Here is a 23,944-nt window from a genome sequence, read left to right on the forward strand (position 1 = left end):
GACCGCGCGGTCGGACGGCGCTCCCGCGCGGCCGGCCGGACTCAGGAACCGTCGGCGGGCGTGTGCAGCCGGTCGACGTCGGTGCCGCCCGAGTAGAGCGTGGCCGCGTGCACGCAGGGGCCGCCGCCGCAGTCCGCGCAGTCCGGTCCGGCGCCCACCAACGGCGCGAGTTCGGCCCGCAGCGACCGAATGCGGGCGTCAACTCCCGTGGTGTTCCCGTGCTCTTGCGGCGACTCGTTCCGCATCGCGTATCAGTCCCTCCATCAGTAGCTTCCTGCTGTTGCGGCAGAAGTGGGTCTCGGTGGTGTCAAGGCGCCCGGTCTCGAAGTACTTGTTGGCGGCCTGGCCGCCACGGCAGTAGGCGAACAGGTCGCATGCGGCCCGGCACGCGTCGATCCCGGCGAGCGCCTCCGCGACCCACCCCGTGGCCGCGGCGCGGGCCAGGCATCCCGCCAGCCCGTGTTCCCGTACGTCACCGGTGGTGAAGGGTCCGTGCCGGGGCGAGGAGAAGCCCGCGAGGTCCGGGCTCATCGGCACCACCTGCCCGTCCCAGGTGACCATCGGCAGCGGATCGACCGGCCGGTCGGCCAACCGGTCGGCCCGGCCGGCGAGTTCCGCCCTGATGTACCGGTGCGCGTGCTCCACGTCGCGCAGCGACATGCCCGGGTCGGCCCGGCCCAGGGCGGCCAGTTCGGCCCAGAACTCCGCGGGGTCCCCGTCGTCACGGACGGTACGGGAGTTGACTCCCTTGCGTTCCACGAGGTTCACGCCGAGCACCCGGCAGCCCAGACGGGCGAACCACCGGTGCAGTTCGGCCGCCCGGCGCGGGCTCGGGTCGGTCACGACGGCGATGGCGCCGAACGCGATGCCGTGGTCCCGGAGCAGCCCGATCCCGCGCAGCGCGCGACCGGTCGCGTCCCGGCCGCCACGGTCCAGCCGCCCCGAGCCGGGGCCGGGACCGTCGACGCTGACGGACACCTCGATGCCCCGTTCCACGAACAGCCGGCACCACGCTTCGTCGATGAGCGTGGCATTTGTCTGCACGGCATGACGCACCGGGTGGGCACGGCCCTCGGGGAACCGGTCGAGCAGCCCGCGCAGCCGGGACAACCCGGTGGCCAGCGGCTCTCCGCCGTGCCACAGCACCTTGACCGGGTGGTGCGTCGACCAGGAGTCGACGGTCCGCGCGACGGCGTCGGCGACGTCGTGGGACATGAAGCGGGCAAGGCCTCGCGCGGGCAGATAGCAGTAGGAGCAGTCGAGGTTGCACAGCGGCGTGGGTTGCAGCAGGACGAGGGAACCCGTGCGGGCCAGCCGCGCCGTGGGCTCCGGCGGGGACGGTGGCGACGACCGTTTCATGGGCTCCCCGCTTCCCCGGACGCGTCACGGATCACCGCGTCCCCGGGGCGGCCGGCGACGGGCTGCCCGCCACCCGTCGCTCCGGTCACCTGCCCGGCTGCGGTGAGGAGTTCGCGTGTCTCCTCCTCACCGTAGTGGTCGGCGAGCCCCTTGTAGAGACGCAGGGCCTGACGATGGGCGGCCACGGCCTCCGCGCGCCGGCCCGCGCTCAGGAGCGTGGATCCGAGGTCGTTGGCGGCGACGGCCTGCCGGTGCCGGTCGTCCAGGTCCGCGTAGGCGCGGACGGCGCGCAGATGGGCGGCGACGGCCTCGTCGTACCGGCCCAGTGCGGCCAGCGCGAGACCCGAGTCGTTCCAGGTCGTGGCGAGGCGTTCTGGGTCGCCCACCTCCTCGAAGACCGCGCGGGCGGACGCGTGCGCCGCCAGCGCCTCCCGGGGCCGCCCGGTCTCCCGGAGCGCCCGCCCGAGGTTGTTCCGCGTGGTGGCCGCGCGGTGCCGGTCCCCGGTCGAACGGAACATCTCCCAGGCGCGGGTGTGCGCGACGACCGCCTCCTCGAACCGGCCCTGCTTGAACCGGGCGCGGCCGAGGTTGTTCCAGGTCGACGCTTCGGTATGGGAATTGCCCGTCGCACGGGCCAGATCACCGGCCTGCCCGTGGGCCTCGACCGCCTGGCAGATGCGCGGCCGCCACACCCAGGGCCCGCAGCATCGCCTCCAGCAGTTGTTCGGGCCCGGCGGGCGTCTCGTCGTAACCGTGGCAGTCCACGAACAGCGCGCCGCCCGGGAACCAGCCGCGTTCCCGCGCCGCATGGGCGGCCCGCACCGCCAGCGCGGTCTTGCCCACGCCGCCCAGCCCGGCCACCGCGGTCACCGCGACCGGGGTGCCGGCCGTGCCGGGCGGGGCCAGGGCCGCGAGCAGGGAGGCGAGTTCTTCCTCGCGTCCCGTGAACTCGCTCGCCGCCGGCGGGAGCGCGTCCTCTACGTGCGGCATGGGCCCGTAATGGTGGTGATGTTCCACCTTCTTCCCGATCGCCTCGCCACGGAAGGTGCCGTTCCTGAAGTCGATCCGGTCGCCGCCGTAGGTGTCCCCGTCCACAGGACACATCATCACCCCGCCCGGACGCCCGGCGAAGTCCGTTACGGTTCGACCGCGCCCCGAAGGGGCGCGGGGAACTGCGCGACGTACTCCCCGCTGCCGGGCTGCTGTTCACCCGGCGTTCGGCCGCGTGTCAGCCGTTGGTTCGCGGGCCACCTCGCCGCGTTCTGGATCAGCGGACTACCATGCGCATGCGTTCGTGGGCGGCACATGGGGGAGGCGCGGTTGTCCGGCAGCTCGCGTGAAGGTTCGGCAGGCATGACGGCCCGGGGCATACGGACCGTGGAGGACGGCCGGGGAGGGTGGGCGAGGCTGCCGCGCGGTGTGCGGCTGTACCGGCTACGATCCGACGGCTCCGTCCTGCTCGGCGACCGTGACGGGGCCCGGGAGCTGGGACCCGAGCGGGACCTGCTCCGGTTCATCGACGACGGGCAGTTCGCCCACTATCTCGTCGGGGACGCCGCCACGTCCCCCGAGCGTCCCTCCAACGCCACCGTCAAACTCGGCATCGTCGGCCCGCGCAGCGCCTTCACCCCGCATGCGCACGGCGGGGAGCACTACGTCCTCAGCCTCGGGTACGCGGCCTGCGGTCTGTACGACGGGGAGCGCGGCCGGGTCACCGAAGTGCCGCTCGCGCCGGGCGAATTGATCCGCATCCCGGAGATGATGCCGCACTCCTTCGCGAACCGGGACACCACCCCGCTGACCATCCTGGCCGCCAACACCGGCTACGGCATCGACCACGAGGACTACGCGATCACCGCACCCGAGGCGGAGCGCAGGGCGGCCCAAGGCGCGTACGGCAGCGCCGGGCCGCCCACGGGCGCGAGCACCCTCGCCCGTACCGACTACCTCGAACTCGCCGCCGCCCTGCGCGACATCGAGCGGGTCCAGCAGGCGCGGGGACCGGGCGTCACCACCGTGCGCGAGCGGCTGGCCGCCCGGCTGCGCCGGCTCGCACAGCAACTGGAGGGCCGTCGATGATCTGCCCGCACTGCGAGAAGTCTCTGCTGCGCAAGGAACGGCCCGGCAACACATGCGGCACGTGCGGACGCCGATACGCCCTCGACCCCAAGACCAACCCGCTGGGCCTGCACGACCTGCGGGTCCGCCGGATCGCCGCCGGGCTCACCCAGGACGGCCGACTGCCCTGCACCCCGGGCCAGTTGTGGTACGCCCTGGCGCGCAAGTCGCTGCGGGACACCCGGGTCGACACGGGCTGCGCCATCGTGCTGGGTGTCTTCGGCGCCATCGCCGCGCTCATCGCGGTGGGTTCGGAGGTCGTGGCGTTCGGCGTCGTCGGCGGCCTGTTGCTGCTCGCGGCGCTCGGCTTCGTGGTCGCGCGGACGATGGGCGTCGGCCGGGGCCGTCCCCGGCTCAGCCGGGCGGCCTTCCGCACCGGCCCGCTGGAGGAATGGAAGAGCGTCTACGGCTCGCTGCCGCCCGGGGTGATCGACGACAGCCGCTATCCGTCCCCGGACGCCGTCCCCACGCACGGCGCAGCCGGCCCGGCACCGGCCGCCCCGTCCGACGGGCTCGTGCTGGTCTGCCCCGACCGCTCCGTCGCCGTCTTCCTCGACGCGGCGGGCCTGACCGCCCGTCATCGGCTCACCCTCGTCGCCGACCCGGCCGCCCTGCCCGCCGCACCCGGCGCGGGCCCCGTACTGGTCCTCCACGACGCGGACGCCCGCGGCCTGCTGCTCGCCCGCCGCATCCGCACCGCGCAGCCGGGGCGCCGGGTCGTCGACGTCGGGCTTCCGCTCGCCGCCGTACACGGTCTCGCGCGGGCCGTGCCCGTGCGCGGCGAGCCGCCCGGTTCGGTCGTCATGGCCCGGCTGCGCGACAGCGGGGAGTTCAGCCGCGACCAGCTGAGGTGGCTGGCCAAGGGCTGGGGGTTCCCGCTCGTCGGGGTGCCGCCCGCCAAGCTGCTGGCCGTCGTCTCCCGGGCCGTCGAGCGGGCCGGCGCGGCGGCCGATACGCAGCGGCGGCGGGCCGCGGACGTCGGATTCCTGACCTGGCCGCAGGAGGACGGATGATCTGCCCCAACTGCCAGGCGTCCCTGCTGCGCAAGGAACGCGCGGGCGGTGTGTGCGCCGCCTGCGGGCGCGCCTTCGCCCTCGATCCCAAGGTGCACGGCCGCGGCATGCACGACACCCGCATCCGGCGCATCGCCGAGAAGGCCACCGACGCAGGCCGCCGGAAGGTCACCGTCACCCAGCTGTGGTACCTGGCCCGCAACGCCAACCGCACCTGGACGGCGGCCCCGGCGAGCGGACGCCCCGCGTGGGTCGGCCGCTCGGTGGCGGTGGTCCTCGTCGCCGGTCTTGTGGTGCTGGCGTTCCTGGTCGAAGAAAGGTCCCTCTTCGGTCTCCTCTGGTGGGTGAGCGCGGCCGTGGCCGCCCTCGTGTATGTGGTGGCCAAGGGCAAGCCGTACCGTCCCGCGCGCCGCGCCGGTGCCTATCTGTCGCCCTCGCTGCGGGACTTCCGGGCGATGATCTGCGTGCGCTGGGTCGAGGCGTACGGAAGCCTGCCGCCCGCAGTCGTCGACGACGAGATGTACCGGGAGCCGGGCGCGGGCAGGGTGCGGCGCACCGGCGGGCAACCGGAGCCGGAGGCGGTCGAGTTGCTCTGCCCTGACCGCGCCGTCCGGGTCTTCCTGTCGGCGAACGGACTTCCCCGGCGGCTGAACCTGACGCTCGCCGCCGACCTGGACGAACTCTCCGGGACCGGACCCCTCGTGGTCCTCCACGACGCGAGCCTGCGCGGGCTCCGGCTGGTCGCCGACGCCCGCGCGAGCCGGCCACCGCGGGCGGTCGTGGACGCGGGGCTGCCGGTGCGTGCCGTCGTCGGCAACAGCGCGGCCGTGACGCTCCACGAGGAACCGCCCGCGAGCGTGCTGCGGGAGCGGCCGCCCTGGCTGGCACGGATCGCCCGGACCGCACCCGAGGAGGCGGAATGGCTGATCCAGGGCTGGCGCAGCCCCGTCGCCGCGGTCCCGCCCGCCCTGCTGGCCTCGGTCGTCGAGCGAGCCGTCCGGGAGGCCCGCGGCGCCGCCGACCCGGAGCGGCAACCGGCCGCCGCGGTCGGTTTCATGAGCTGGCCGCGGCCCGCCGAACCACCGCTGACGAAGGACGGGACCTGACATGCCGACGGCCACGCGATCCACGAACCCGGTCGGCCGGCTGCTGCTGGAGCGGGCGATCACCGTCGCCGCACGCCGCGCCGCCACCCCCGGCGGCCTCCGCTTCACCGAGCGGCAGCTGTACTACGAGACCTGCCGGGTGCTGCGCCCGACACCCGCACCGGTGCGGCGCATCCCGTACAGTCCGGCCCCGCCGCTGAGGCTGTCCCGGTTCACCGAGGTGCTGCACGGCAGGGAGCCGGCCGGAATGCTGCCCGCCGCGGCCCCGGGCCGCGCGCTCGGCGGGCCCTCGCGCGAGCCCGACCTGTACGCGTACGGGCTGCCCCGGCTGCTGATCTGCCAGGACCGTGCCATCGCCCGGATGCTGCTGGCCAACCATGTGCATCTGGAGGCGGCCTGCCCCGTGCTGAGCGCCGAGGACGATCTGCCGCTCGACTCCCGGCTGGTGGCGGCCATGGAGCGCGCCGGGGACGCCACCGTGCACGTCCTGCACAACGCCGGCCCCTCCGGGATCGCCCTGCCCGCGCGGGTGCGTAAGGCGCTGGGTCCGGTGCCCGTCCGGGTCGTCTCGCTCGGTCTTGTGCCCCGGCACGTCCAGGCGCTGCGCCTGGTGTCCGGGCGCCGACCCGGCCCGGTGCCGCCGCTCGGACCCGTGCCGCGCGGGCTCAGGCCCTCGGAGGTCGACTGGCTCGCCGACGGCCGGTTCGCCGAAGTCGCCGCGGTACCGCCCGCGCGGCTGCTGCGCGCCGTGCTGCGCCTCACCCGCGGGACCCGGCCGGCCCGCCACTCCGTCTGGGGCGGGCTGCGTGAGCTGCGCACCGCCGGCTTCCTGACCTGGCCCGACACATGATCTGCCGCGATGTCCGACCCGGCCCCGCACCGCAGCGACGCCTGACCCGACCCCGCCCCGAGGACCGTATGCCCGAGCACCGCAGACCCAAGGACCGAAGCGCATGATCCGCCCACGCGAAATCGGCTACACGGACGAACTGCTCGCCGACCGCAGCGTCCACCGCACCTACGAGGACGGCCGGCAGGAGTGGCGTCGGCGCGGCCCGGCCGGCGTGGTGCACTGGCGCGACGACCAGGGAGGCACGGGCACCGACGAACTGCTGGGCGACAAGATCGTCAAGCGCACGCTCGCCGACGGCACGGTGACCTACGGGCGGGACCTCGGCTACGGCCGGACCGTGTGGGGACGCGGCGAAACCCTCCTGATCAACCGGACGTCGTTCGGCGGCCGGATGGGCGCCGTCCTCGTCGGCCTCGGCGTGGCGGGTCTCGCCGTCACCGCCGCCCAGCTGCCGCCGCTCAGCCTGACCCCGGAGGAGGAAGAGGAACTGCGCCAGCAGGCGCAGGCCTCGTCCTCCGGCGGGGGCGACGGCGGCGACGACGGTGGCGGCGACGACGGTGGCAGCGGCGACGGCGGCAGCGACCACGGTGGCAGCGACGTGGACTGGGACGGCGGGGACTGGGGCGACGACGACGGCGGCTGGAGCGACGACGACTTCGGCTGACGGCCCGCCCCTCGGCCCGACGGAAGGACGCGTGCACCCGGTGGCCGGGCACGCGGCAACAGGAAAGGACCTCAGATGGCGCGCTTCTGCGTCTGTCTCGCGTCGGGAACCGGGCCCGCCGACGGCCGGCCCGGCGCGGCCGATCTGCACCTCGCCGCCATGGGCGCCCCGGCGATCGCGCCGGGACTCGGACTCGTGCGGGGCGAACCCGGCCACGCCGAGGGGCCGTTCGACGCGCACGGGATGCGAGCCGTCGGAGAGGTCACCCTGCACAACCGCGCCGAACTGCGCGCCGCCCTCACCGCCGACGGCGCCCCCGCCCCGCCCGAGGCCGCCGACGGCGAACTGCTGCTGCGCTGCTGGGCCCGGCTCGGCGCACGCGGCGTCGCGCTGGCCGAGGGCATGTTCGCGCTCGCCGTCCTCGACGGCGACGACCTCGTGCTGATCCGCGACCACGTCGGCGCCCGCACCCTCTTCTACGCCCGTGCCGCGGACGCCTGGGCGGCCGCCACCTCGCTGCGCGCCCTGCGCCGCTGGCCCGCGCTGGGCACCCGCATGAACCTGTCCGCCGTACGCTCCTTCCTCACCTTCGCCTATCTGCCCGGTGACGAGACGCTGCTGGAGGGCGTGCGCGAAGTGCTTCCCGGCCGGGTGCTGCGGCTCGCGGCCGACGGGACCGTGACCGAGACGGTCCACTGGGAACCCCGGGAGCGGCTCGACGGGCCGGCCCGCGGATCCGACGACCACGTCCTCACCCTGCGCGCCCTCCTCGAAGAGGCCACCGCACGACGGCTGCCCGACGCCGAGCCCGTCGGCGTCCTGCTGTCCGGCGGGATCGACAGTTCCCTCGTCACCGCGCTCGCCGCGAAGCTGCACAGCCACCCCGTGCACACCTACTCCATCAGCTTCGGCGACGAACTGCCCAACGAACTCGGCTACTCGGGCCTCGTCGCCGCCCACTGCCACACCCGGCACCGGGTGCTGACGGTGTCCGGCACGGCGGTCGCCGCCCGGCTCGCCGACACGGCCGCCCTGCTCGACAGCCCGGTCGGCGACCCGCTGACGGTGCCGAACCTGATGCTCGCCGAAGCGGTCGCCGGCGACGGGCTGCGCACCGTGCTCAACGGGGAGGGCGGTGACCCGGTGTTCGGCGGGCCGAAGAACCTCCCCATGCTGGTCCAGGAGATGCACGCCGGGACTCCGGGAGCGCACGGGTCGCCCTGGTACCAGGACCGGGCCACCGCCTATCTGCGGTCCTACCGCAAGTGCTGGACCGACCTGCCGGACCTGCTGACCGCCGGTGCGCTGTCCGCGCTGGAGTCGGCGCCGCCCCCGCAGCGCTTCGTCGAGCCGTACCTCACGGGCCCGGACCGGATGACCCACCTCCTCAACCAACTGCTCCACTGCAATCTGCGCACCAAGGGCGCCCATCACATCCTCACCAAGGTGGAACGGCTGACCGCGTCCCAGGGAATCCAGGGCCGCGCCCCGCTGTTCGACCGGCACGTGGTGGACCACGCCTTCGCCACCCCGCCCGCGCTCAAACTCCGGGGCACGGCCGAGAAGTGGGTGCTGAAGGAAGCCGTACGGGACCTGCTGCCCGCCACCGTCGTGGACCGGCCCAAGAGCGGAATGCGGGTTCCGGTGCAGCAGTGGCTGAACGGGCCGCTGCGTGAGCTGGGCGGCGACCTGCTGCTCGGCCGGGACGCGCGACGACGGGGGCTGTTCCGGCCGGACACCGTACGCACCTGGTTGCGCGGCGAGGGCACGCTGCTGCCCCGGCAGGGCGGCAAGCTGTGGCTGGTGCTCACCCTGGAGCTGTGGTTGCGGGCGTACGACCTGTGAACCTCCGCCTGTGAACCTCCACGAACGGACCGAGGAGACGACCGACTCGTGAACACCCTTCTCATCGACCCCCGCACCGGCCGGGACCGGGGCACCGCCCCCGTCGCGCGCGAGAGCGAGGTGCGGTCGGCGGTCGAGGCCGCCCGCGCCGCCCTGCCCGGCTGGCGCGGCCTGACCCCCAGGGAGCGGTCCCGGCGACTGGAGCGGCTGGCCGCGCAGGTGGAGCAGCACGCCGACGCGTACGTCGCACGGGAGGCCGCAGGCACCGGCAAGCCCGACAGCGAGACCACGGGCGAGGTGGAACAGGTCGCCGACCTCTTCCGGTTCTACGCCTCCGCCGTCCGCGCCCAGTCGGCACCGGCCGCCGGACGGCTGGTCGACGGCCACGAGAGCTGGGTGCGCTTCGAACCCCTCGGGGTCGTGGGCGTCGTCGTGCCCTGGAACTACCCGCTGATGATGGCCGCCTGGCGGTGCGCCCCGGCCCTCGCCGCAGGCAACACGGTGGTCGCCAAACCCGCCGAGACCACCCCGGACACCCTGCGACTCCTCGCCGAGCACGCCGCCGAAGCGCTCGGCCCCGACGTCCTCACCGCGCTGCCCGGCGACCGGCAGACCGGCCGGCTGCTGGTCGAGGCCGACGTCGACATGGTCGCCTTCACCGGCAGTGCGACGGCCGGGGCCGATGTGGCGGCACGTGCCGCCGGGCGCAGGGTCAGTCTCGAACTCGGCGGCAACGCCCCCGCGCTGGTCCTGCCCGACGCGCCCGAAGGCACCTGGGCCCAGCTGGCCCGCGCCTGCACCTACAACGCCGGGCAGAGCTGCGCCGCTCCCGCCCGGGTCATCACCCTGCGGGAGAACTACGAGTGGACGGTGGAACAACTGGCCGCCGCGGCCCGTGACCGCCTCGCGGGACGGGACTTCGGACCGCTCAACAACCCGGACCAGCTGGCCCGCTACGACGGCATCGTCAAGGCGTCCGCCGCCGGCCGGAACATCGCCGTCGGCCTCGCACCGCGGCCCGGCGAGGAGGACGGCTTCTGGCGGCCCGCCCGGATCCTGGCCGACCTCCCCGACGACGACCCGGCGGTGGTGGAGGAGGTCTTCGGCCCGCTGCTCACCGTGCAGTGGGCCGCCGGCCTGGACGCGGCCGTGGCGCTCGCCAACTCCGTGCCGCAGGCGCTGGCGGCGAGCGTGTGGACCGGCGACCTGACCACGGGACTCGATCTCGCCGGTCGCCTGAACGCGGGGGAGGCCTGGCTGAACTGCCACCTGGTGCAGACCGCCGAACTCCCGCACGGCGGCCGGGGGGCCTCGGGCCACGGCACCGACCTGAGCACACTGGCCCTGCACGAGTACCAGCGCCCCAAGACGATCACCGCCCGCCTGACACCGGGAGCGTGAGCCCCCTTCCACCCCCCTGACTCGCCAGCGGTCACCTGAACCCACCGCGGCATCAGGCGAGCGGGTGGGCCCGAACTCACGGCGGCATCAGGCCGCCGGGGTGTCCGGAACTCATGGTGGTGTCAGGCGAACGGGTTGGGCCACGCGGCGGCATCAGGCGAGCGTGGTGGTCGGAACTCACGGTGGTGTCAGGCGAACGGGTTGGGCCACGCGGCGGCATCAGGCGAGCGTGGTGGTCGGAACTCACCGTCGTATCACGCCGACGGGGTGGCCCGAACCCGCCGCGGCATGACGCCGGGTGTGGGAGTGAGGCGGGCCGTCGCTGCCCGCGGCACGACGCGGGGTACCCGGGCCGCCAGGCCTTGGCGGGCCGCCGTTCGGTGTCGGCGCCGTGCTGTCGTGCGCCCATGGGCGGCCGCCTTCGGTGCGGCCGTGAACGGCGTGACGCCGCCGGCCGGGCGACTTCCGGCGTGTGCGGCAGGGCCGGTCCGGCGGTGCGCCGGTCCCGGAACTGGTCGACGGATTGCGGCCCGGCAGCCTCCTCGGCCCGCGCCCACCAGGCCGCCCGCCCGTCCGCCGACGCCCCACTCCGCGGTCACCGGCCGGGACGACCGCCGCGACGGGTCGCAGCCCGCGCACTGCCCGCCTCCCCCTGACGGCGGGCAGCCCCCCGCCGTCCCACGACCCCGTCGATCCTCGTGCGGGCGCACGTGAACGTCGGTCGTGATGCCAACAGGTACCGGACCACGGGACGTTCGGGCCCGTGGTCCGGGACCTGCAGCCCCTCCGCACGGTCTCGACGGCGCGGGACATTGAAGACGCAACGAGAGTCGACCGCATCCTGCGTGACACACCCTTCGGAAGGGATGAGCACCATGGCCGTGCACGACCAACCCCACCCGCACCGGGTATTCCGCTTCCCGTCCCCGCGCAGGGCGGCAACGGCTCCCGCCACCGACGAGACGACCGCCGCCGCGCCCGCCACCCGCGCGTACGCGTTCGCCGGGCTCCGCATCCTGACCGCGTTCGTCTTCCTGTGGGCGTTCCTGGACAAGACGTTCGGCCTTGGCTACGCGACCCCGTCCGGCAAGGGCTGGATCGACGGTGGCTCACCCGCCGAGGGGTTCCTCAGCGGTGTCGCGGCCGGACCCATGAGGTCCACCTTCCACGACTGGGCCGGGGCAGCCTGGACGGACTGGCTGTTCATGCTCGGTCTGCTCGGCATCGGCCTCGCCCTGCTCGCGGGCATCGGCCTGCGGCTCGCCGCGGTCGGCGGCACCGCCATGATGGCGCTGATGTGGATCGCGGAGTGGCCGCCGGCCAAGCACCTGTCCGACGGGTCGCCGAGCATGTCGACCAACCCGTTCGCGGACTACCACGTGATCTACGCCGTCGTCCTGATCGCCCTCGCCGCCGCGGGCGCCGGCGCCACCTGGGGTCTGGGGAGGGTCTGGGCGCGGCTGCCCTTCGTCAGCCGCAACCGCTGGCTGCTGTGAGGGCCGCACGCCCTCCCCACCGGGGCACCTCCGCTCACCGGCGGGGGTGCCCCGCACCCTTGCGCGCCCCCCGGCGGCACGACGCGGGGGAGCGGCCGTTCACCGAGAAAGAGGAGGCATCATGCGCGCCCGAGCCGTGCTGGACGCAGCCACCGTGGAGCCGCTGCTCGCGGCCGCCGTCGCGGCACCGTCGATCCACAACACCCAGCCCTGGCGTTTCCGTGTGGACCCCGACAGCCAGGTGCTGGAGGTCCACTCGATGCCGGGGCGCACACTGCCGCTGACCGATCCCACGCACCGCGCCCAGTATCTGTCCGTGGGCGCCGCCGTCTTCAACCTCCGGCTCGCCGCCGTGCACCTGGGCCGGCGAGCGGAGGTGCGGCTGCTGCCTGACCCGCACCAACCCGGCCTGCTGGCCGCCGTACGGCTGACCGACCCGCTCGGCATGGACGAGGAACACCTGGACCGCGGTCTCCACGAGGCCATCGCACGACGGCACACCAGCCGGATGCCGTTCACCGGACGCCCGGTGCCCGAGCCGGTCGTGGCGGAGATGGCGGCGGCCGCGCAGGCCGCCGCCGCCCGCCTGCACATACCGGACATCGCCGGTACGCGGCGGCTGCTGCGCCTGACCGCCGCGGCCGAGGCGCGCAACCACGCCCACCCGGCACGCACGGCCGAAACCCTCGCCTGGATCAACGCCCCGGGCGCGAACACCCCCTACGGCATTCCCCTCACCGCCCTCGGCCCGTCCGACGCGGGCAGGCGGATACCGATGCGGGACTTCACCGGACCCCTGCGCCTCGTTCCCCGGCCCGCCGTGTGGTTCGAACGCCATGTCCAACTGGCCCTGCTGTGGACGCCCCACGACCGGAGGGACGACTGGCTGAGGGCCGGGCAGGCGCTGCAGTACGTGCTGCTCACGGCGACCGCCCACGGTCTGCGCACCTCACTGCTGCACCAGGCCATGGAGTGGCCCGACCTGCGGGCCGCGACGGCCCCGCCGCACCACAAGCGGTGCCATCCGCAGATGCTGATCCGGTTCGGCTACGGACCGGACGGCACCGGCACACCGCGAGGCCCCGGGCTGCCCGCTCCCGCCGCCGGGTGAAGAGGGCCCGTTGGGCCCCATCCGAGGGCCGATCCGGGGCTGTTCGGCCCTATCAGCCCCGGGTGCCCCTGCGGCGATCATGAGGCGGCGGCCGGGAAGGCCAGGTTGACACCCGCATCCATGGCACTTCCCGGTTCGCCGTCCGATGGCAGAAGGGGAGGACACCGTCCGGTGGACGAGACGCAGCAACAACAGGTGGAGACCGAACGGTCGGGGGAGACGGCGGTGATCTCCGCGCCCGCGGGGACGTCCCGCCGCGGAGCGAGGGCGGTGGGCGGACGGCCGTCGTGGACGGAGTGGCTGACGACCACGGACCACAAGAAGATCGGGACGATGTACCTGGTCAGCGCGTTCGTGTTCTTCGTCGTCGGCGGGGTGATGGCGCTGCTGATGCGCGCCGAGCTGGCCAGGCCGGGCCTGCAGATCATGTCGAACGAGCAGTTCAATCAGGCGTTCACGATGCACGGCTCGATCATGCTGCTGATGTTCGCGATGCCGCTGTTCACCGGTTTCGCCAACTGGATCATGCCGTTGCAGATCGGCGCGCCGGACGTCGCCTTCCCCCGGCTGAACATGCTGGCCTTCTGGCTGTTCCTGTTCGGCTCGTCGATCGCGGCGTTCGGCTTCCTCACCCCGGACGGTGCCGCCGACTTCGGCTGGTTCCTGTACGCCCCGCTGTCGGACGCCGTCCACTCGCCGGGCCTCGGCGCCGACCTGTGGATCATGGGCGTGGCGCTGTCCGGCTTCGGCTCGATCCTGGGCGCGGTCAACTTCATCACCACGATCGTGTGCATGCGCGCGCCGGGCATGACGATGTTCCGGATGCCGATCTTCACGTGGAACGTGCTGCTGACCGCACTGCTGGTCCTGATCGTGTTCCCGGTCCTGGCCGCGGCGCTGTTCGCCCTTGAGTGCGACCGCAAGTTCGGCAGCCACATCTTCGACGCCGCCAACGGCGGTGCGCTGCTGTGGCAGCACCTGTTCTGGTTCTTCGGGCACCCGGAGGTGTACATCCTGGCGTTGCCGTTCTTCGGCATCGTCTCCGAGGTCATCCCGGTCTTCTCCCGCAAGCCGATGTTCGGCTACATGGGCCTGATCGCCGCGACCATCGCCATCGCCGGCCTGTCCGTGACCGTGTGGGCGCACCACATGTATGTCACCGGCGGTGTGCTGCTGCCGTTCTTCTCCTTCATGACCTTCCTGATCGCGGTCCCGACCGGGGTGAAGTTCTTCAACTGGATCGGCACCATGTGGAAGGGCTCGTTGTCCTTCGAGACACCGATGCTGTGGACCACGGGCTTCCTGATCACGTTCGTCTTCGGTGGCCTGACCGGAGTGATCCTTGCGTCACCGCCGATGGACTTCCACCTCTCCGACTCGTACTTCGTCGTCGCCCACTTCCACTACACCGTCTTCGGCACGGTCGTGTACGCGATGTTCGCCGGATTCCACTTCTGGTGGCCCAAGTTCACCGGCAAGATGCTCGACGAGCGCCTCGGGAAGATCACGTTCTGGACGCTCACCCTGGGCTTCCACCTGACCTTCCTGGTCCAGCACTGGCTCGGCGTGGAGGGCATGCCCCGCCGGTACGCCGACTACCTGGCCGCCGACGGCTTCACCGCCCTCAACACCCTGTCCACGGTAGGGGCGTTCCTGCTCGGCCTCTCGGTCCTGCCCTTCTTCTACAACGTCTGGAAGACCGCGAAGTACGGCAAGCCCGTCGAGGCCGACGACCCCTGGGGCTACGGCCGTTCGCTGGAGTGGGCGACCTCCTGTCCGCCGCCGCGCCACAACTTCGCCATGCTCCCTCGCATCCGCAGCGAGTCCCCGGCGTTCGACCTGCACCACCCCGAGATCGCCGCGTTCGAGGAGGCGAGGTAGTCCATGCCCCAAGCGGTTCTCGCCCTGGGACTCGCGGCGGTGACCGTGTCGGGCGCCGTCTGGTACCTGCCGGCGCTCGCCGACCTGCGCGCGGGAGCCGACCGGCCCGTCTCCCGGCGCGGCGCCGCGACGGCCTGTGTCAGCGGCTGGACCACGAGCGGGATCGTCGCGGCACTGCTGCTCGTCTCGCAGTCGTGGTGGACGCCTTGCGCCGCGGCGGTGGCCGGCGCGGTCGTCACGGTGGGCCTTCGAGCCCGCGCGGCTGTGCAGCGCCGCCGCGAGGCGCGTGAATCGGCGCGTGGCTGGGCGGAGTTGGGCCGCGCGCAGCAGGCAGCCGGTCCCGCGCGTGCCCGGACCGTCGTCGCCCTGCTCATCGGCCTCGGGCCCGCTGTCGCCGTCGTGGCCCTCGGGGTGGTCGCGTGGCCCGAGCACGCAACGGACCGGTGGGCGGTCGCCGTCCTTCCCGCCGCCGTGGTCGGGCTGTCGCTCGCCGCGGCCGTCGCGTACCTCCGGATGACCCGGAGCGCACACCGCCGCCGCATCGGCACGGTCGGCCACCGCCGGTGAGGTGCACAGCACCCGGGCGGGCGCTGTGCGGCCTTATCGAGGGCTCTCGGCGGCACGGTCGCGTGCCGTGCCGATCTCCGCGTACGCCGCGTCCCGGCCCTCCCAGTGCGAGCCCTCGACCGACTTGCCCGGCTCCAGGTCCTTGTAGACCTCGAAGAAGTGTGTGATCTCCAGCCGGTCGAACTCGGGTACGTCGGCGATGTCCTGGACGTCCTGGTACCGCGGGTCGTGTGCGGGCACACACAGGACCTTCTCGTCCGGTCCCGCCTCGTCCTTCATGCAGAACATGCCCACCGCCCGGCACTCGACGACGCACCCGGGGAAGGTCGGATCACCGGTCAGGACAAGGGCGTCGAGCGGATCGCCGTCGCGGCCGAGCGTGCCTTCGATATAGCCGTAGTCGGCCGGGTACTGGGTGGAGGTGAACAGCATCCGGTCCAGCCGGATGCGATGGAGGATGTGGTCCATCTCGTACTTGTTGCGGGAGCCCTGGGGGATCTCCACGATCACATCGAAGTTCACGACGTCCTCCTCCTGTGGTTCCCCGTACCTCCAGTGTGCCCCTCGGCTGGGCCAGGGCCAGTCGCCGCCCGAAGCTGATCGCAACGCTCTGTGTCTGTTCGTCACGGAGGGGCACGGCCCAATCCAAATGCACGGCGCCCACGTACCACAAGCAGAGGCCGCGGCGCGGGGTGCGCCGTCTGGTCGGCGGGTTTCCGTGCAGCGGCGTCTTCGATGCGACATGCGATCGAAAAGAAGGTATCCATCATGCGAGCGCAATACGTGATGCGGCTTGCCGCGGCGTCCGCGGCGGGCGTCCTGGTGGCCGGCGGCGCCGCGATCGGCGCGGCGGGCACCGCCGCAGCGGCCACCCCCACCGTGCACACCCGTGTGACCGCCGACCGGTGTTTCGACCGCGACTGCTTCGACAATCGCTTCGATCACGGTTTCGGCTTTGACCACGGTTTCGGCTTTGACCACGGTTTTCGCCACGGTTTTGACCACCGCTTCCACCACCGCTTCGACCACCGCTTCGACCACCGCTTCGACCACCGCTTCGACAACGGAACCATCGTGATCATCGTCCGGTAGCGGCGGGCGCAGGAACAGGGGACCGCACCGGCGAAAAGGGCGCCTGACGGGCATCTGCCTGGTCAGGCGCCCTGCTCCGATGCACGCACCAGGTCCTGACGGGGGCGACGCACCCTCGTCGTCGGTGGTGACGCGGCACGGCCGCGAGAGGCCGTCGGCGTGGGCGCGGGGGGCGCCACCACGGTCGGCGTATAGAGGTGCGGTGCGCTCGCCCGAGGGGGTGCGAGCAGGTCCATCAGGTGTGCGGCGGTGGGACGCAGTCCGGGGCCCTTGGCCATGCGCGCGGCCACCGTCGAACGCAGTCCTGCGGGCACCGCGCTCAGGTCCGCCTCATGGTGGCTCGGCATGGCGCTGGAGGGCGTGCGACGCGAGGCATGGCTGTACGGGGGAGTGCGATACGACAAGCAGGTCCGGGCGATCCTCGCTCCCGAATGGCGAGCCCTTGCATGACGACCGAGGTCGGCATGAGCGACGCCGTCCGCGCGGTCGTCTCCGCCGGCGGCGACCTCTGCGCGCTGGACTCGCCAGGGAGTGAGGGCGGGCCCGTGGGCGCCGATTGACATCGGTCATGCGCCCCGGTCCGCCGCCCGGTCGGCCGGGTGCCGGGTCGGTTCGGCGAGCGCATCGGCGGTGGGCGTGCTCGGTGGTGGGCCGAACTCGCGGGTCAGAGCGTCGAGTTGGGCGTCGATCTCGGACAGGGCGAGCAGCGCGGTCGCGAGGGCCCGGTATGTCGGCCAACCGGATCGCCGGGATCGTCGCGGACGCTCTGGACGCGCTCGGTTACTCGCGGTACACGGTGTCCGGCGGCGACGTGGGCGGCACCGTCGCGGAACTCCTCGCGGCCGAACACCCGGACCGGGTGGCTGCCCTGCACCTCACGAACATCGCCCCGCAGCGTGCGCTCACGGCGGACCCGGCGAAGCTGGCGCCCGACGCGGCGGCCTACCTCGGCCGGTCGGCGCAGTGGTTCCGGACCGAGGGCGGGTACATCGCGGAGCAGTCGACGCGGCCGAACACGCTCGCCGTCGCCCTCGGCGACTCACCCGCCGGCCTCGTGGCGTGGATCGTCGAGAAACTGGAGTACTGGTCCGACGAGTCCGCCTTCACTGCGGACGAACTACTCACCTGGGTCACCGCCCACTGGGTCACCGGCACGATCGGCACCTCGTTCACCACGTATGTCGAACCGGTCACCCTCCCCGACCGCGGAGGCGTTCCTGAACGTTTGCGATTATGTGGAACACCGTGCCGGCGGTGATGAACCGGAGGCCGGCGGAGTGGGGAACGCCCAGGGGCTCCGCCTGGCCGGACCGGCACCCGCCCCGGTCGGATCGCGTCGGTTGACCCTCCCCTTACGTCAGGCTTGAGGCTGTATGCCGACGAAAGGGCAGGTGGATGAGCTACTCCGTGGGGCAGGTCTCGGCCTTCGCCGGGGTGACGGTGCGTACGCTGCATCACTACGACAAGGCGGGGCTGCTCTCGCCCAGTGGGCGCAGCCATGCCGGTTACCGGCTCTACAGTGACGCCGACCTGGCGCGTCTGCAGCAGATCCTGTTCTACCGCGAGCTTGGCTTCTCCCTCGATGAGATCGCCGCGATCTTCAAAGACCCGCAGGCGAACGCCCTGGAGTATCTGCGGGCCCGGCAGCGGCAGCTGAGTGAGGAGATCGCCAGACTGCGGCGATTGACCGAGGTGGCACAACGAGCCATCGAGGTCCAGCAGATGGGGGTGTCCCTGACCCCTCAGGAACGTTTCGAGGTCTTCGGTGAGATCACCTTCGACCTGAGCTACGCCACCGAGGCAGAGGCGAAGTGGGCGCACTCGCAAGGACAGCGCGAGGCGATGGCGCGCGCTGCCGCCCACACCAAGGAAGACTGGCGGCAGCTCATGGGCGAGGCCGGTGCCTGGCGCGCGGAACTGCTCGCGGCCTTCGACGAGGGGAATCCGAGCGACGGCGAGCGGGCCATGGACCTTGCCGAGGAGCACCGCCTGCACATCTCACGCTGGTTCACCTCCTGCCCGCCCGACATGCACCGGCGCATCGCGGACGACTTCGTCGCCGACCCGCGCGCCTTCGCTCTGGTGGTACCGCCGTCGCAGCAACGCCCGGGCCTGGCCGCCTATCTGTGCAGGGCGGTCCACGCCAACGCGGCCCGCCACGCAGGCGGCCGTACCGAATCCGAGGAGTAGCCGATGAAGATCCTGATCGCCGCGGCCGGATCGCGCGGCGACATCGCGCCCTACACGGGCCTGGGCGCCGAACTGCGTCGGGCCGGTCATGACGTCGCCCTCGCCACCACCGACACCTTCGCACCCCTCGTACGCGGCGCCGGCCTGGAATTCCGCAGCCTCCCCGCCGACCCGCGGGCACACGGCGGCGGCACGGGCAGGCGTGAGCTGATGCGTACCGCTGCCGCGTTCATCACCGAACTGGGTCAGGGCTTCGCCGACGCGACGGCCGACGACACGGATCTGCTCCTGCTGTCGACCACCACAGCCCCGCTCGGCTGGCACCTCGCCGAGGCCATGGGCACACCGAGCCTCGGCGTCTATCTCCAACCCACCGTACCGACCGGCGACTTCCCGCCCGTCGTCACGGGCTCACGCTCGCTGGGCCGCCCCGCCAACCTCATGGCCGGACGCTTCGCTCTCCGGATGGCCGACCGCGTCTACGCGCCGGCGGTGGCGAAGCTGCGCCGGCGCCTCCAGCTGCCCCCGGTCTCCGCTTCCGCGATGCGCCGACGGCAGGAACGGGCGAACTGGCCCATCCTGCACGGTTTCAGCACGGCACTGGTGCCACGCCCCTCCGACTGGCGTTCCGGCCTGGACGTGGTGGGCAACTGGTGGCCCCATCACGATGCGGCCGAACGGCTGCCCACGGACCTGGAGGACTTCCTTCAGGCCGGACCCCGGCCCGTCCTCATCGGTTTCGGGAGCATGGCGGCCGGCGAGGGGGAGCGGCTGAGCGGGATCGCCGTGCGAGCCCTGCGCCGCGCCGGGCTGCGCGGCATCCTCCAGGCCGGCAGTGCCGGGCTCGCCGCCGACGGCGACGACGTCCTCACCGTCGGGGACGTACCGCACGCCCTGCTGTTCCCACGGCTGGCCGCGGTGGTCCATCACGCCGGGGCCGGCACCTCGGCCGCCGCGTTGCGCGCCGGAGTGCCCGCGGTCACCGTGCCGGTGAGCGCCGACCAGCCGTTCTGGGCGGGACGACTTGCCGCCCTCGGCGCCGCCGCCGACCCGATCCCCTTCCGCTCCCTCACCGCCGAACGGCTCGCCGGTGCACTCGACCACGTCGTGCGGCAGCAGACCTGCACACGAGCGGCCGCGAGCGGCGCGCACCACATGGCGTCCGAGGACGGAGCAGGCCAGACCCTCAAAACCATCCAACGGCTGACCAACGGATGACACCGCTCCAAGCGCCTGGGCACCACGACATCCCCCGTGGCGGCGACACCGATCCGCTCGGCCGCTACCGGCCGCTGTCCGGTGGCTTCACGCGCGGCCTGAGGGCGGCGTCGTCCGCGGTCACGGTCGTGGCGGGGTGTGACCGTCGCCTGTGATCGCGGTGCCGATGCGCTGCGCGGCGATCGAACGCTCCCCGGAAGCCGTGATGTTCACCGTGCCCGCGGGCGGGGCGGGCAGCAGGGCGGTCAGTTCGTCGCGGAGTTCGGGGTCGTCCTGCAGAGCGCGTTTGAGCAGCCTGCCCAGCACGGCCGCGGTGTATGTGTCGTCCTGCTCGTCGGCGGCCTCGTCGACCACACGTTCCAGTTCGGCCCGGCCCGTCTCGTTGCCGCGGCGCCATACCGCCTGGAGGATCCGCTGTCCGAGGTTCACCGTGGCGTCGGCGGCGGCGTCCTGTGTCCGGGTCAGTACGGCCGCACCGTACGCGCCCACCGCAGCGGTCACCGCCGGCCCGGCCTGCTGTACCCACTGGACGATCTCGCCGCTCACCATGCCCAACCCCCGTCACCCGCAGATCTGTTACGCAACGCCGTTGGGCGCTCGTGCTGTCAGGATAGGCCCGCGTGGTTCCCGGACGCCGGGTACTCGGCAGAGCCTTGCGGGCCGAGCTGAGGCGGGTGGCCGGCGGTGTGGTGCTCCAACTCACCGACCTGCACGGTGACATCGCTCTCCACCTTTCGCTGGACGGCGCGACGACTCCGGCCGCGCCGCTACCGTTGCCGACTCCTGTGTGTCCGAACCGTTCCGACTCCGCCGTCGCGGGGGAAATCAGGGCTGTTCAGAGCGTTGAGGGCCGGGGGCGGTGATGTGATAGCGGGGAGAGGTGCGGCACCAGTCGTAGCAAGCTCTCATCATCGTTTGCATGGAGCGGACGTGGGTCCACACTGTCTGTCGGCTGCCGTGGTCGAAGAGCTGCCGGTCATCCAGTGCGGCAGGCAACTGGGCGGTAAGGGTGAGAAATTCGTCCGTCCAGTTTCGGATGATGTCGGCGGCAGCGTCGATAGCCTCCGGACGGGTGAGGTTGCGGGTGCGTTCCAGTACCAGGATGAGACAGTGTGGATCACCGAGGGCGTCTTCCTTTGCCCAGGAGAAGACGTCGTTGACGGTGTCGCCGATGCGTCCGCACAGGTGACGGAGTTCGTCGAACTGGGTGCAGTCCAGTGCGATCGGCGGCAGTTCGGCTCTGTCGACGCGTTCGGCAGCGTCCAGAAGGATGGGCATGGCTCCCTGGGTCCTTCGTAGCTGCAGATACTGCTCCACACTCAGTGTCTTGCGCTGGCTCTTGTTCTGTGCCTCCTGAATAAGGCCGTGAAGGTATTCCTGCCAGTTCTGCATGGCTCGCTCACGCCATGAAGCACTCATCCCGTCGCGCTCGCGTTTCCATACATCCGCCAGAGCCGCGGCCAGAGGAGACTTCCAGCACCGGGATGGCTGATGCAGGGCTTGCAGGGGCTCTTGGATCTGATCATGCACCTGGTCCGGATCCAGGTCAGAAGGCTCGAAGAGGTCATCGGCCGCAAAGATGATGGACATCACGTCCATGCCGATGTCCAGGTCGGGGCCGGTGGCCGAGGGGAAGAACCTGGCGGCCAGTTCCGGCCCCCGCCAGTAGCGGTAGACCTTTTCTCCCGCCGGATGGCGGAGCAGCGCAAAGAGGTCAAAGCGCCTCATCCAAGTGATGTTCCGTTCGGAGGCCGCATCGTCCATCGAGAGCCCAGGAGGCCAGGGAATATCCAGCTGAGTGGCTTGGGGATTGAGAGTGAAGGGCACGCCAAAGGCGCTCGCCGGCGGGTCGATCATTTCGCGTCCTCCGTGCTGCGCAGCCGTCCGGCCAACGCGCCAAACAGTTCTGGCTTGATCGCTGGGTAGGCACGGTGCATATGGGCGCCGGTCCGCTACCCGGTTCGACGGGCTCGGCCGACGTTGCAGTACACAGTCAGATAATCTCGGCGACGCCACCAGAACCCCGGAGCCGTGAAAGCCATGCACTGCATGCCACTTTGTGTCCTTGTGAGCCGGTGGCGGGGATGTGCGGTTGCGGACTGCAAGCTCTACCCGTGGGAGGTGTGGGCCTCCGGCGCGGCGTCCACCTCCAGCCGCTGGACGAACCGTCCGACGATGACGGCGAAGAAGGCCACCTCCACATGGGCATCCGCGCCTCCGACGAGTCGGTCGTAGCGCAGTGGAAGCGTGTGAGGCTGGTCCGCCGTACTTCTCCTACGGCGGCGCCTACACGGTCAACACCACCACGCCCACGCTGCGCGACACCTTCGCCGATGCCGATGCCGATGCCGACAAGGTCAACGGCACCTTCCAGATCTACGACAACGCCACCAACACCCAAAACCGCATTCGCGCAAGGACCAGGATGCCTAAGAATCTGGCAGAACTCGCCCACGCAGCTCTGACGGCCGTACGCACGCCGGGCGCTGCCGACTCGCACGCCGTGCCGACCCACCTCGACAGCACGACCGAGGCGGCAGTCGCCGACACGTGTATACGCGACGGCCTCGGCTTCGTCCTACTCTTTCACCGGCGTAAGGACGGCTACTTCGCCGAGGAACTCTACTTCTCGACGCGACTCGACGACGGATCCTGGACAACAGCAGACCACCTCTCCGGTGGCGCCATGAGAATCGAGCCGACCAGCACCCGGGACCTCGCAGGCATTCTGAACGGCAGGTCTCTGGCGCTGTTCGGCGAGTCGGAGACAGAACTTTTCACCGGCCGGCCTCAGGTCGACGACGGATATGAAATGCTGCGCTTCTACGAGTTGCTCGTGGACAAGGAAGCCAGCCATCTGGACATCGAGAACACCCCACCAGAAGCTGATCGCAGACGTAGCCGAATCCATAAGTCACTCATTTCCCAGGTCGCACTCTTCGCGATCTTTCCCGGCGAACGCCCTCGTCGTAGGTGACGTCGCGTACCCAGCGAGTCTTGCGGGTGGCTTGCGGAACGGCCTGCCAGGGCAGGTCGGCGAGTTGGGCGTGCAGCCGGGCTGGTTGCCCTTCACGGTCAGCATCCAGTGCACGCCGCGCCCAGCGAGGGAGACGACGTGTTCACCCTGGCAGTGCATTGCGTCGGCAGTGATCACCGTGTCGCGCAGGTCGCTGATCTGATCGAGCAGCAGCCATCACGTTATCGGCGGCCGTGCCACGGTGCGCGACCCGTGCAGCCCGCCGCCGGTCTGGTTCGGTCAGGAGCGCCGGTCGGTCGGCTTGTCCTTTCTGGGCGGGGCCAAGGGCGACTGAGCACCGGATGCCTGGTCGGGTGCGCTGGCTTGGTGGCCGTGGAGTCGATAGACCATTTCGTCAGGACAACGGTCCAGGCGGGCCCGGCGCCAGGCAACGTCGTAGGACAGGGGTGTTGCGCTGCGCCGTTGAATGAACAGGGCTCGGAGGCTGGTCAGGGGCGCCAACAGTATCCGCCACAGCGCGAGCTTCATGGGTGCGCCCTTCGGGGTGCTCCGTCAGACCCGGACAGGTCCACTTGCGTGATGCCGCTGGGGAGACTGCCGCCGTTGAGAGCCTTGAGGGAGTCGGACAGCACGAGCATGGCCTGCTGCCGCTTCTCGATGTCCGTGAACCCTTGGCCGACCTGCTCCCATTGCTGCAGGAGTGGGAACCACCAGCGGTCGCAGGAGCAGATCAGGCGAGCAAGGCGCTGGAGTTCGGCAACGTGTTCGTCGCCCAGGGCACCGGGGGCGTGGTGTTCAAGTCGGTCCAGGACGACAAGGTCCGGGTGATCGTAGAGGTTCTTCTTCAGGAAGCGCAGGCGGTCGACTCGTTGCTTGTCCGCGGCCTGCTGCGCGAGTAGTTCCTGTGCCGCGCCGGGCAGACCGAGAGCCGCGTAGACCTTCAACAGGCAGTAGTTCGTGGCACGGCGAGGCAGCCGGCCGAGGGCGGCGTTGACGGCGTCCTGTGCGGCGGGCACGTCCGAGGCTCCCAGCCGCGCCGCTGTCTCGGCGGCC

Annotated in this window: 24 protein-coding genes and 1 pseudogene; 17 read left to right on the forward strand and 8 right to left on the reverse strand. The window is 71.8% G+C overall.

The features are described from left to right. Positions 1 to 41 precede the first annotated feature (41 nt). The 4 genes from ACFYTE_RS24810 to ACFYTE_RS24825 are packed head-to-tail and all read right to left on the reverse strand — an operon-like array spanning position 42 to position 2,454. On the reverse strand, positions 42 to 245 hold the full coding sequence (locus ACFYTE_RS24810) for a hypothetical protein (protein ID WP_388714322.1): 204 nt from the start codon (positions 243 to 245) through the stop codon (positions 42 to 44). Beyond that, positions 199 to 1,359, reverse strand: coding sequence for a cyclophane-forming radical SAM peptide maturase AmcB (gene amcB, locus ACFYTE_RS24815; RefSeq protein WP_388714325.1), 1,161 nt, complete (start codon positions 1,357 to 1,359; stop codon positions 199 to 201). The genes ACFYTE_RS24810 and amcB overlap by 47 nt, the downstream gene beginning before the upstream one ends. Continuing rightward, a complete protein-coding gene (locus ACFYTE_RS24820) occupies positions 1,356 to 2,051 on the reverse strand; it encodes a tetratricopeptide repeat protein (RefSeq protein WP_388714328.1) in 696 nt (231 codons plus the stop codon). The genes amcB and ACFYTE_RS24820 overlap by 4 nt, the downstream gene beginning before the upstream one ends. Next, a complete protein-coding gene (locus ACFYTE_RS24825; protein WP_388714331.1) occupies positions 1,999 to 2,454 on the reverse strand; it encodes an AAA family ATPase in 456 nt (151 codons plus the stop codon). The genes ACFYTE_RS24820 and ACFYTE_RS24825 overlap by 53 nt, the downstream gene beginning before the upstream one ends. Positions 2,455 to 2,712: 258 nt before the next feature. On the opposite strand from ACFYTE_RS24825, the gene ACFYTE_RS24830 reads away from it, so the two are divergent. The 11 genes from ACFYTE_RS24830 to ACFYTE_RS24880 all read left to right on the forward strand — a co-directional run bounded on the left by ACFYTE_RS24830 (position 2,713) and on the right by ACFYTE_RS24880 (position 15,414). Continuing rightward, the gene (locus ACFYTE_RS24830) at positions 2,713 to 3,438 is read left to right on the forward strand and encodes a cupin domain-containing protein (RefSeq protein ID WP_388714334.1); all 726 of its coding nucleotides are present in this window, start codon (positions 2,713 to 2,715) and stop codon (positions 3,436 to 3,438) included. Next, positions 3,435 to 4,490, forward strand: a complete 1,056-nt coding sequence (locus tag ACFYTE_RS24835) for a hypothetical protein (protein WP_388714337.1) — start codon at positions 3,435 to 3,437, stop codon at positions 4,488 to 4,490. The genes ACFYTE_RS24830 and ACFYTE_RS24835 overlap by 4 nt, the downstream gene beginning before the upstream one ends. Then, entirely contained in the window at positions 4,487 to 5,596 is a 1,110-nt protein-coding gene (locus ACFYTE_RS24840) for a hypothetical protein (RefSeq protein ID WP_388714340.1), read from the forward strand. The genes ACFYTE_RS24835 and ACFYTE_RS24840 overlap by 4 nt, the downstream gene beginning before the upstream one ends. A 1-nt stretch (position 5,597) precedes the next feature. Next, positions 5,598 to 6,446, forward strand: coding sequence for a hypothetical protein (locus ACFYTE_RS24845; protein WP_388714343.1), 849 nt, complete (start codon positions 5,598 to 5,600; stop codon positions 6,444 to 6,446). Positions 6,447 to 6,549: 103 nt separating this feature from the next. Continuing rightward, entirely contained in the window at positions 6,550 to 7,113 is a 564-nt protein-coding gene (locus tag ACFYTE_RS24850) for a hypothetical protein (protein ID WP_388714346.1), read from the forward strand. A gap of 75 nt (positions 7,114 to 7,188) precedes the next feature. Next, the gene (locus tag ACFYTE_RS24855; protein ID WP_388714349.1) at positions 7,189 to 8,958 is read left to right on the forward strand and encodes an asparagine synthetase B family protein; all 1,770 of its coding nucleotides are present in this window, start codon (positions 7,189 to 7,191) and stop codon (positions 8,956 to 8,958) included. A gap of 48 nt (positions 8,959 to 9,006) precedes the next feature. After that, a complete protein-coding gene (locus ACFYTE_RS24860; protein WP_388714352.1) occupies positions 9,007 to 10,359 on the forward strand; it encodes an aldehyde dehydrogenase family protein in 1,353 nt (450 codons plus the stop codon). An 875-nt stretch (positions 10,360 to 11,234) separates the two neighbouring features. Then, on the forward strand, positions 11,235 to 11,855 hold the full coding sequence (locus ACFYTE_RS24865) for a hypothetical protein (RefSeq protein WP_388714354.1): 621 nt from the start codon (positions 11,235 to 11,237) through the stop codon (positions 11,853 to 11,855). Between the two features lie 121 nt (positions 11,856 to 11,976). Beyond that, a complete protein-coding gene (locus ACFYTE_RS24870) occupies positions 11,977 to 12,966 on the forward strand; it encodes an Acg family FMN-binding oxidoreductase (protein WP_388714357.1) in 990 nt (329 codons plus the stop codon). 333 nt (positions 12,967 to 13,299) lie between these two features. Continuing rightward, on the forward strand, positions 13,300 to 14,847 hold the full coding sequence (gene ctaD, locus ACFYTE_RS24875) for a cytochrome c oxidase subunit I (RefSeq protein ID WP_388714445.1): 1,548 nt from the start codon (positions 13,300 to 13,302) through the stop codon (positions 14,845 to 14,847). Between the two features lie 3 nt (positions 14,848 to 14,850). After that, positions 14,851 to 15,414, forward strand: coding sequence for a hypothetical protein (locus ACFYTE_RS24880; protein ID WP_388714359.1), 564 nt, complete (start codon positions 14,851 to 14,853; stop codon positions 15,412 to 15,414). Between the two features lie 33 nt (positions 15,415 to 15,447). Here ACFYTE_RS24880 and ACFYTE_RS24885 read toward each other — a convergent pair whose 3' ends face one another. Then, the gene (locus ACFYTE_RS24885; protein ID WP_388714361.1) at positions 15,448 to 15,936 is read right to left on the reverse strand and encodes an inorganic diphosphatase; all 489 of its coding nucleotides are present in this window, start codon (positions 15,934 to 15,936) and stop codon (positions 15,448 to 15,450) included. Between the two features lie 213 nt (positions 15,937 to 16,149). Here ACFYTE_RS24885 and ACFYTE_RS24890 point away from each other — a divergent pair, with 213 nt between their 5' ends. The 5 genes from ACFYTE_RS24890 (at position 16,150) to ACFYTE_RS24910 (ending at position 19,914) form a co-directional block, all read left to right on the forward strand. Then, positions 16,150 to 16,506 carry a hypothetical protein gene (locus tag ACFYTE_RS24890; RefSeq protein ID WP_388714363.1) on the forward strand — a complete coding sequence of 119 codons (357 nt, stop codon included), beginning with the start codon at positions 16,150 to 16,152 and terminating at the stop codon, positions 16,504 to 16,506. Positions 16,507 to 16,755: 249 nt separating this feature from the next. Continuing rightward, entirely contained in the window at positions 16,756 to 16,956 is a 201-nt protein-coding gene (locus ACFYTE_RS24895) for a hypothetical protein (protein ID WP_388714366.1), read from the forward strand. Between the two features lie 277 nt (positions 16,957 to 17,233). Next, positions 17,234 to 17,764 (forward strand): alpha/beta fold hydrolase, encoded by a 531-nt coding sequence (locus ACFYTE_RS24900; RefSeq protein ID WP_388714369.1) that lies wholly within the window; start codon positions 17,234 to 17,236, stop codon positions 17,762 to 17,764. A 137-nt stretch (positions 17,765 to 17,901) separates the two neighbouring features. Then, positions 17,902 to 18,696, forward strand: coding sequence for a MerR family transcriptional regulator (locus ACFYTE_RS24905; RefSeq protein ID WP_388714372.1), 795 nt, complete (start codon positions 17,902 to 17,904; stop codon positions 18,694 to 18,696). Positions 18,697 to 18,699: 3 nt separating this feature from the next. Further along, entirely contained in the window at positions 18,700 to 19,914 is a 1,215-nt protein-coding gene (locus ACFYTE_RS24910) for a glycosyltransferase (RefSeq protein WP_388714375.1), read from the forward strand. 120 nt (positions 19,915 to 20,034) lie between these two features. Here the strand turns inward: ACFYTE_RS24910 and ACFYTE_RS24915 are convergent, their stop codons facing one another. Continuing rightward, positions 20,035 to 20,463: a hypothetical protein gene (locus ACFYTE_RS24915; protein WP_388714378.1), complete on the reverse strand. Its 429-nt coding sequence runs from the start codon at positions 20,461 to 20,463 to the stop codon at positions 20,035 to 20,037. 276 nt (positions 20,464 to 20,739) lie between these two features. Beyond that, positions 20,740 to 21,771, reverse strand: a complete 1,032-nt coding sequence (locus tag ACFYTE_RS24920) for a hypothetical protein (protein ID WP_388714381.1) — start codon at positions 21,769 to 21,771, stop codon at positions 20,740 to 20,742. Positions 21,772 to 22,011: 240 nt separating this feature from the next. Between ACFYTE_RS24920 and ACFYTE_RS24925 the strand changes: the two are divergent. Further along, positions 22,012 to 22,315: pseudogene (locus ACFYTE_RS24925) on the forward strand (hypothetical protein); the annotation flags it as partial. 1,100 nt (positions 22,316 to 23,415) lie between these two features. Here the strand turns inward: ACFYTE_RS24925 and ACFYTE_RS24930 are convergent. Continuing rightward, positions 23,416 to 23,907, reverse strand: a complete 492-nt coding sequence (locus tag ACFYTE_RS24930; RefSeq protein WP_388714383.1) for a hypothetical protein — start codon at positions 23,905 to 23,907, stop codon at positions 23,416 to 23,418. Between the last annotated feature and the right edge of the window lie 37 nt (positions 23,908 to 23,944).

This window comes from Streptomyces sp. NPDC004629 (assembly GCF_042873595.1).
Classification (GTDB): Bacteria; Actinomycetota; Actinomycetes; order Streptomycetales; family Streptomycetaceae; genus Streptomyces.

Coding starts and splice junctions, on each gene's coding strand:
- ACFYTE_RS24810 (WP_388714322.1), bottom strand. CDS start 245: ATGCGGAACGAGTCGCCGCAAGAGCACGGGAACACCACGGGAGTTGAC.
- amcB (WP_388714325.1), bottom strand. CDS start 1,359: ATGAAACGGTCGTCGCCACCGTCCCCGCCGGAGCCCACGGCGCGGCTG.
- ACFYTE_RS24830 (WP_388714334.1), top strand. CDS start 2,713: ATGACGGCCCGGGGCATACGGACCGTGGAGGACGGCCGGGGAGGGTGG.
- ACFYTE_RS24835 (WP_388714337.1), top strand. CDS start 3,435: ATGATCTGCCCGCACTGCGAGAAGTCTCTGCTGCGCAAGGAACGGCCC.
- ACFYTE_RS24840 (WP_388714340.1), top strand. CDS start 4,487: ATGATCTGCCCCAACTGCCAGGCGTCCCTGCTGCGCAAGGAACGCGCG.
- ACFYTE_RS24845 (WP_388714343.1), top strand. CDS start 5,598: ATGCCGACGGCCACGCGATCCACGAACCCGGTCGGCCGGCTGCTGCTG.
- ACFYTE_RS24850 (WP_388714346.1), top strand. CDS start 6,550: ATGATCCGCCCACGCGAAATCGGCTACACGGACGAACTGCTCGCCGAC.
- ACFYTE_RS24855 (WP_388714349.1), top strand. CDS start 7,189: ATGGCGCGCTTCTGCGTCTGTCTCGCGTCGGGAACCGGGCCCGCCGAC.
- ACFYTE_RS24865 (WP_388714354.1), top strand. CDS start 11,235: ATGGCCGTGCACGACCAACCCCACCCGCACCGGGTATTCCGCTTCCCG.
- ACFYTE_RS24870 (WP_388714357.1), top strand. CDS start 11,977: ATGCGCGCCCGAGCCGTGCTGGACGCAGCCACCGTGGAGCCGCTGCTC.
- ctaD (WP_388714445.1), top strand. CDS start 13,300: ATGTACCTGGTCAGCGCGTTCGTGTTCTTCGTCGTCGGCGGGGTGATG.
- ACFYTE_RS24880 (WP_388714359.1), top strand. CDS start 14,851: ATGCCCCAAGCGGTTCTCGCCCTGGGACTCGCGGCGGTGACCGTGTCG.
- ACFYTE_RS24890 (WP_388714363.1), top strand. CDS start 16,150: ATGCGACATGCGATCGAAAAGAAGGTATCCATCATGCGAGCGCAATAC.
- ACFYTE_RS24900 (WP_388714369.1), top strand. CDS start 17,234: ATGTCGGCCAACCGGATCGCCGGGATCGTCGCGGACGCTCTGGACGCG.
- ACFYTE_RS24905 (WP_388714372.1), top strand. CDS start 17,902: ATGAGCTACTCCGTGGGGCAGGTCTCGGCCTTCGCCGGGGTGACGGTG.
- ACFYTE_RS24910 (WP_388714375.1), top strand. CDS start 18,700: ATGAAGATCCTGATCGCCGCGGCCGGATCGCGCGGCGACATCGCGCCC.
- ACFYTE_RS24915 (WP_388714378.1), bottom strand. CDS start 20,463: ATGGTGAGCGGCGAGATCGTCCAGTGGGTACAGCAGGCCGGGCCGGCG.
- ACFYTE_RS24920 (WP_388714381.1), bottom strand. CDS start 21,771: ATGATCGACCCGCCGGCGAGCGCCTTTGGCGTGCCCTTCACTCTCAAT.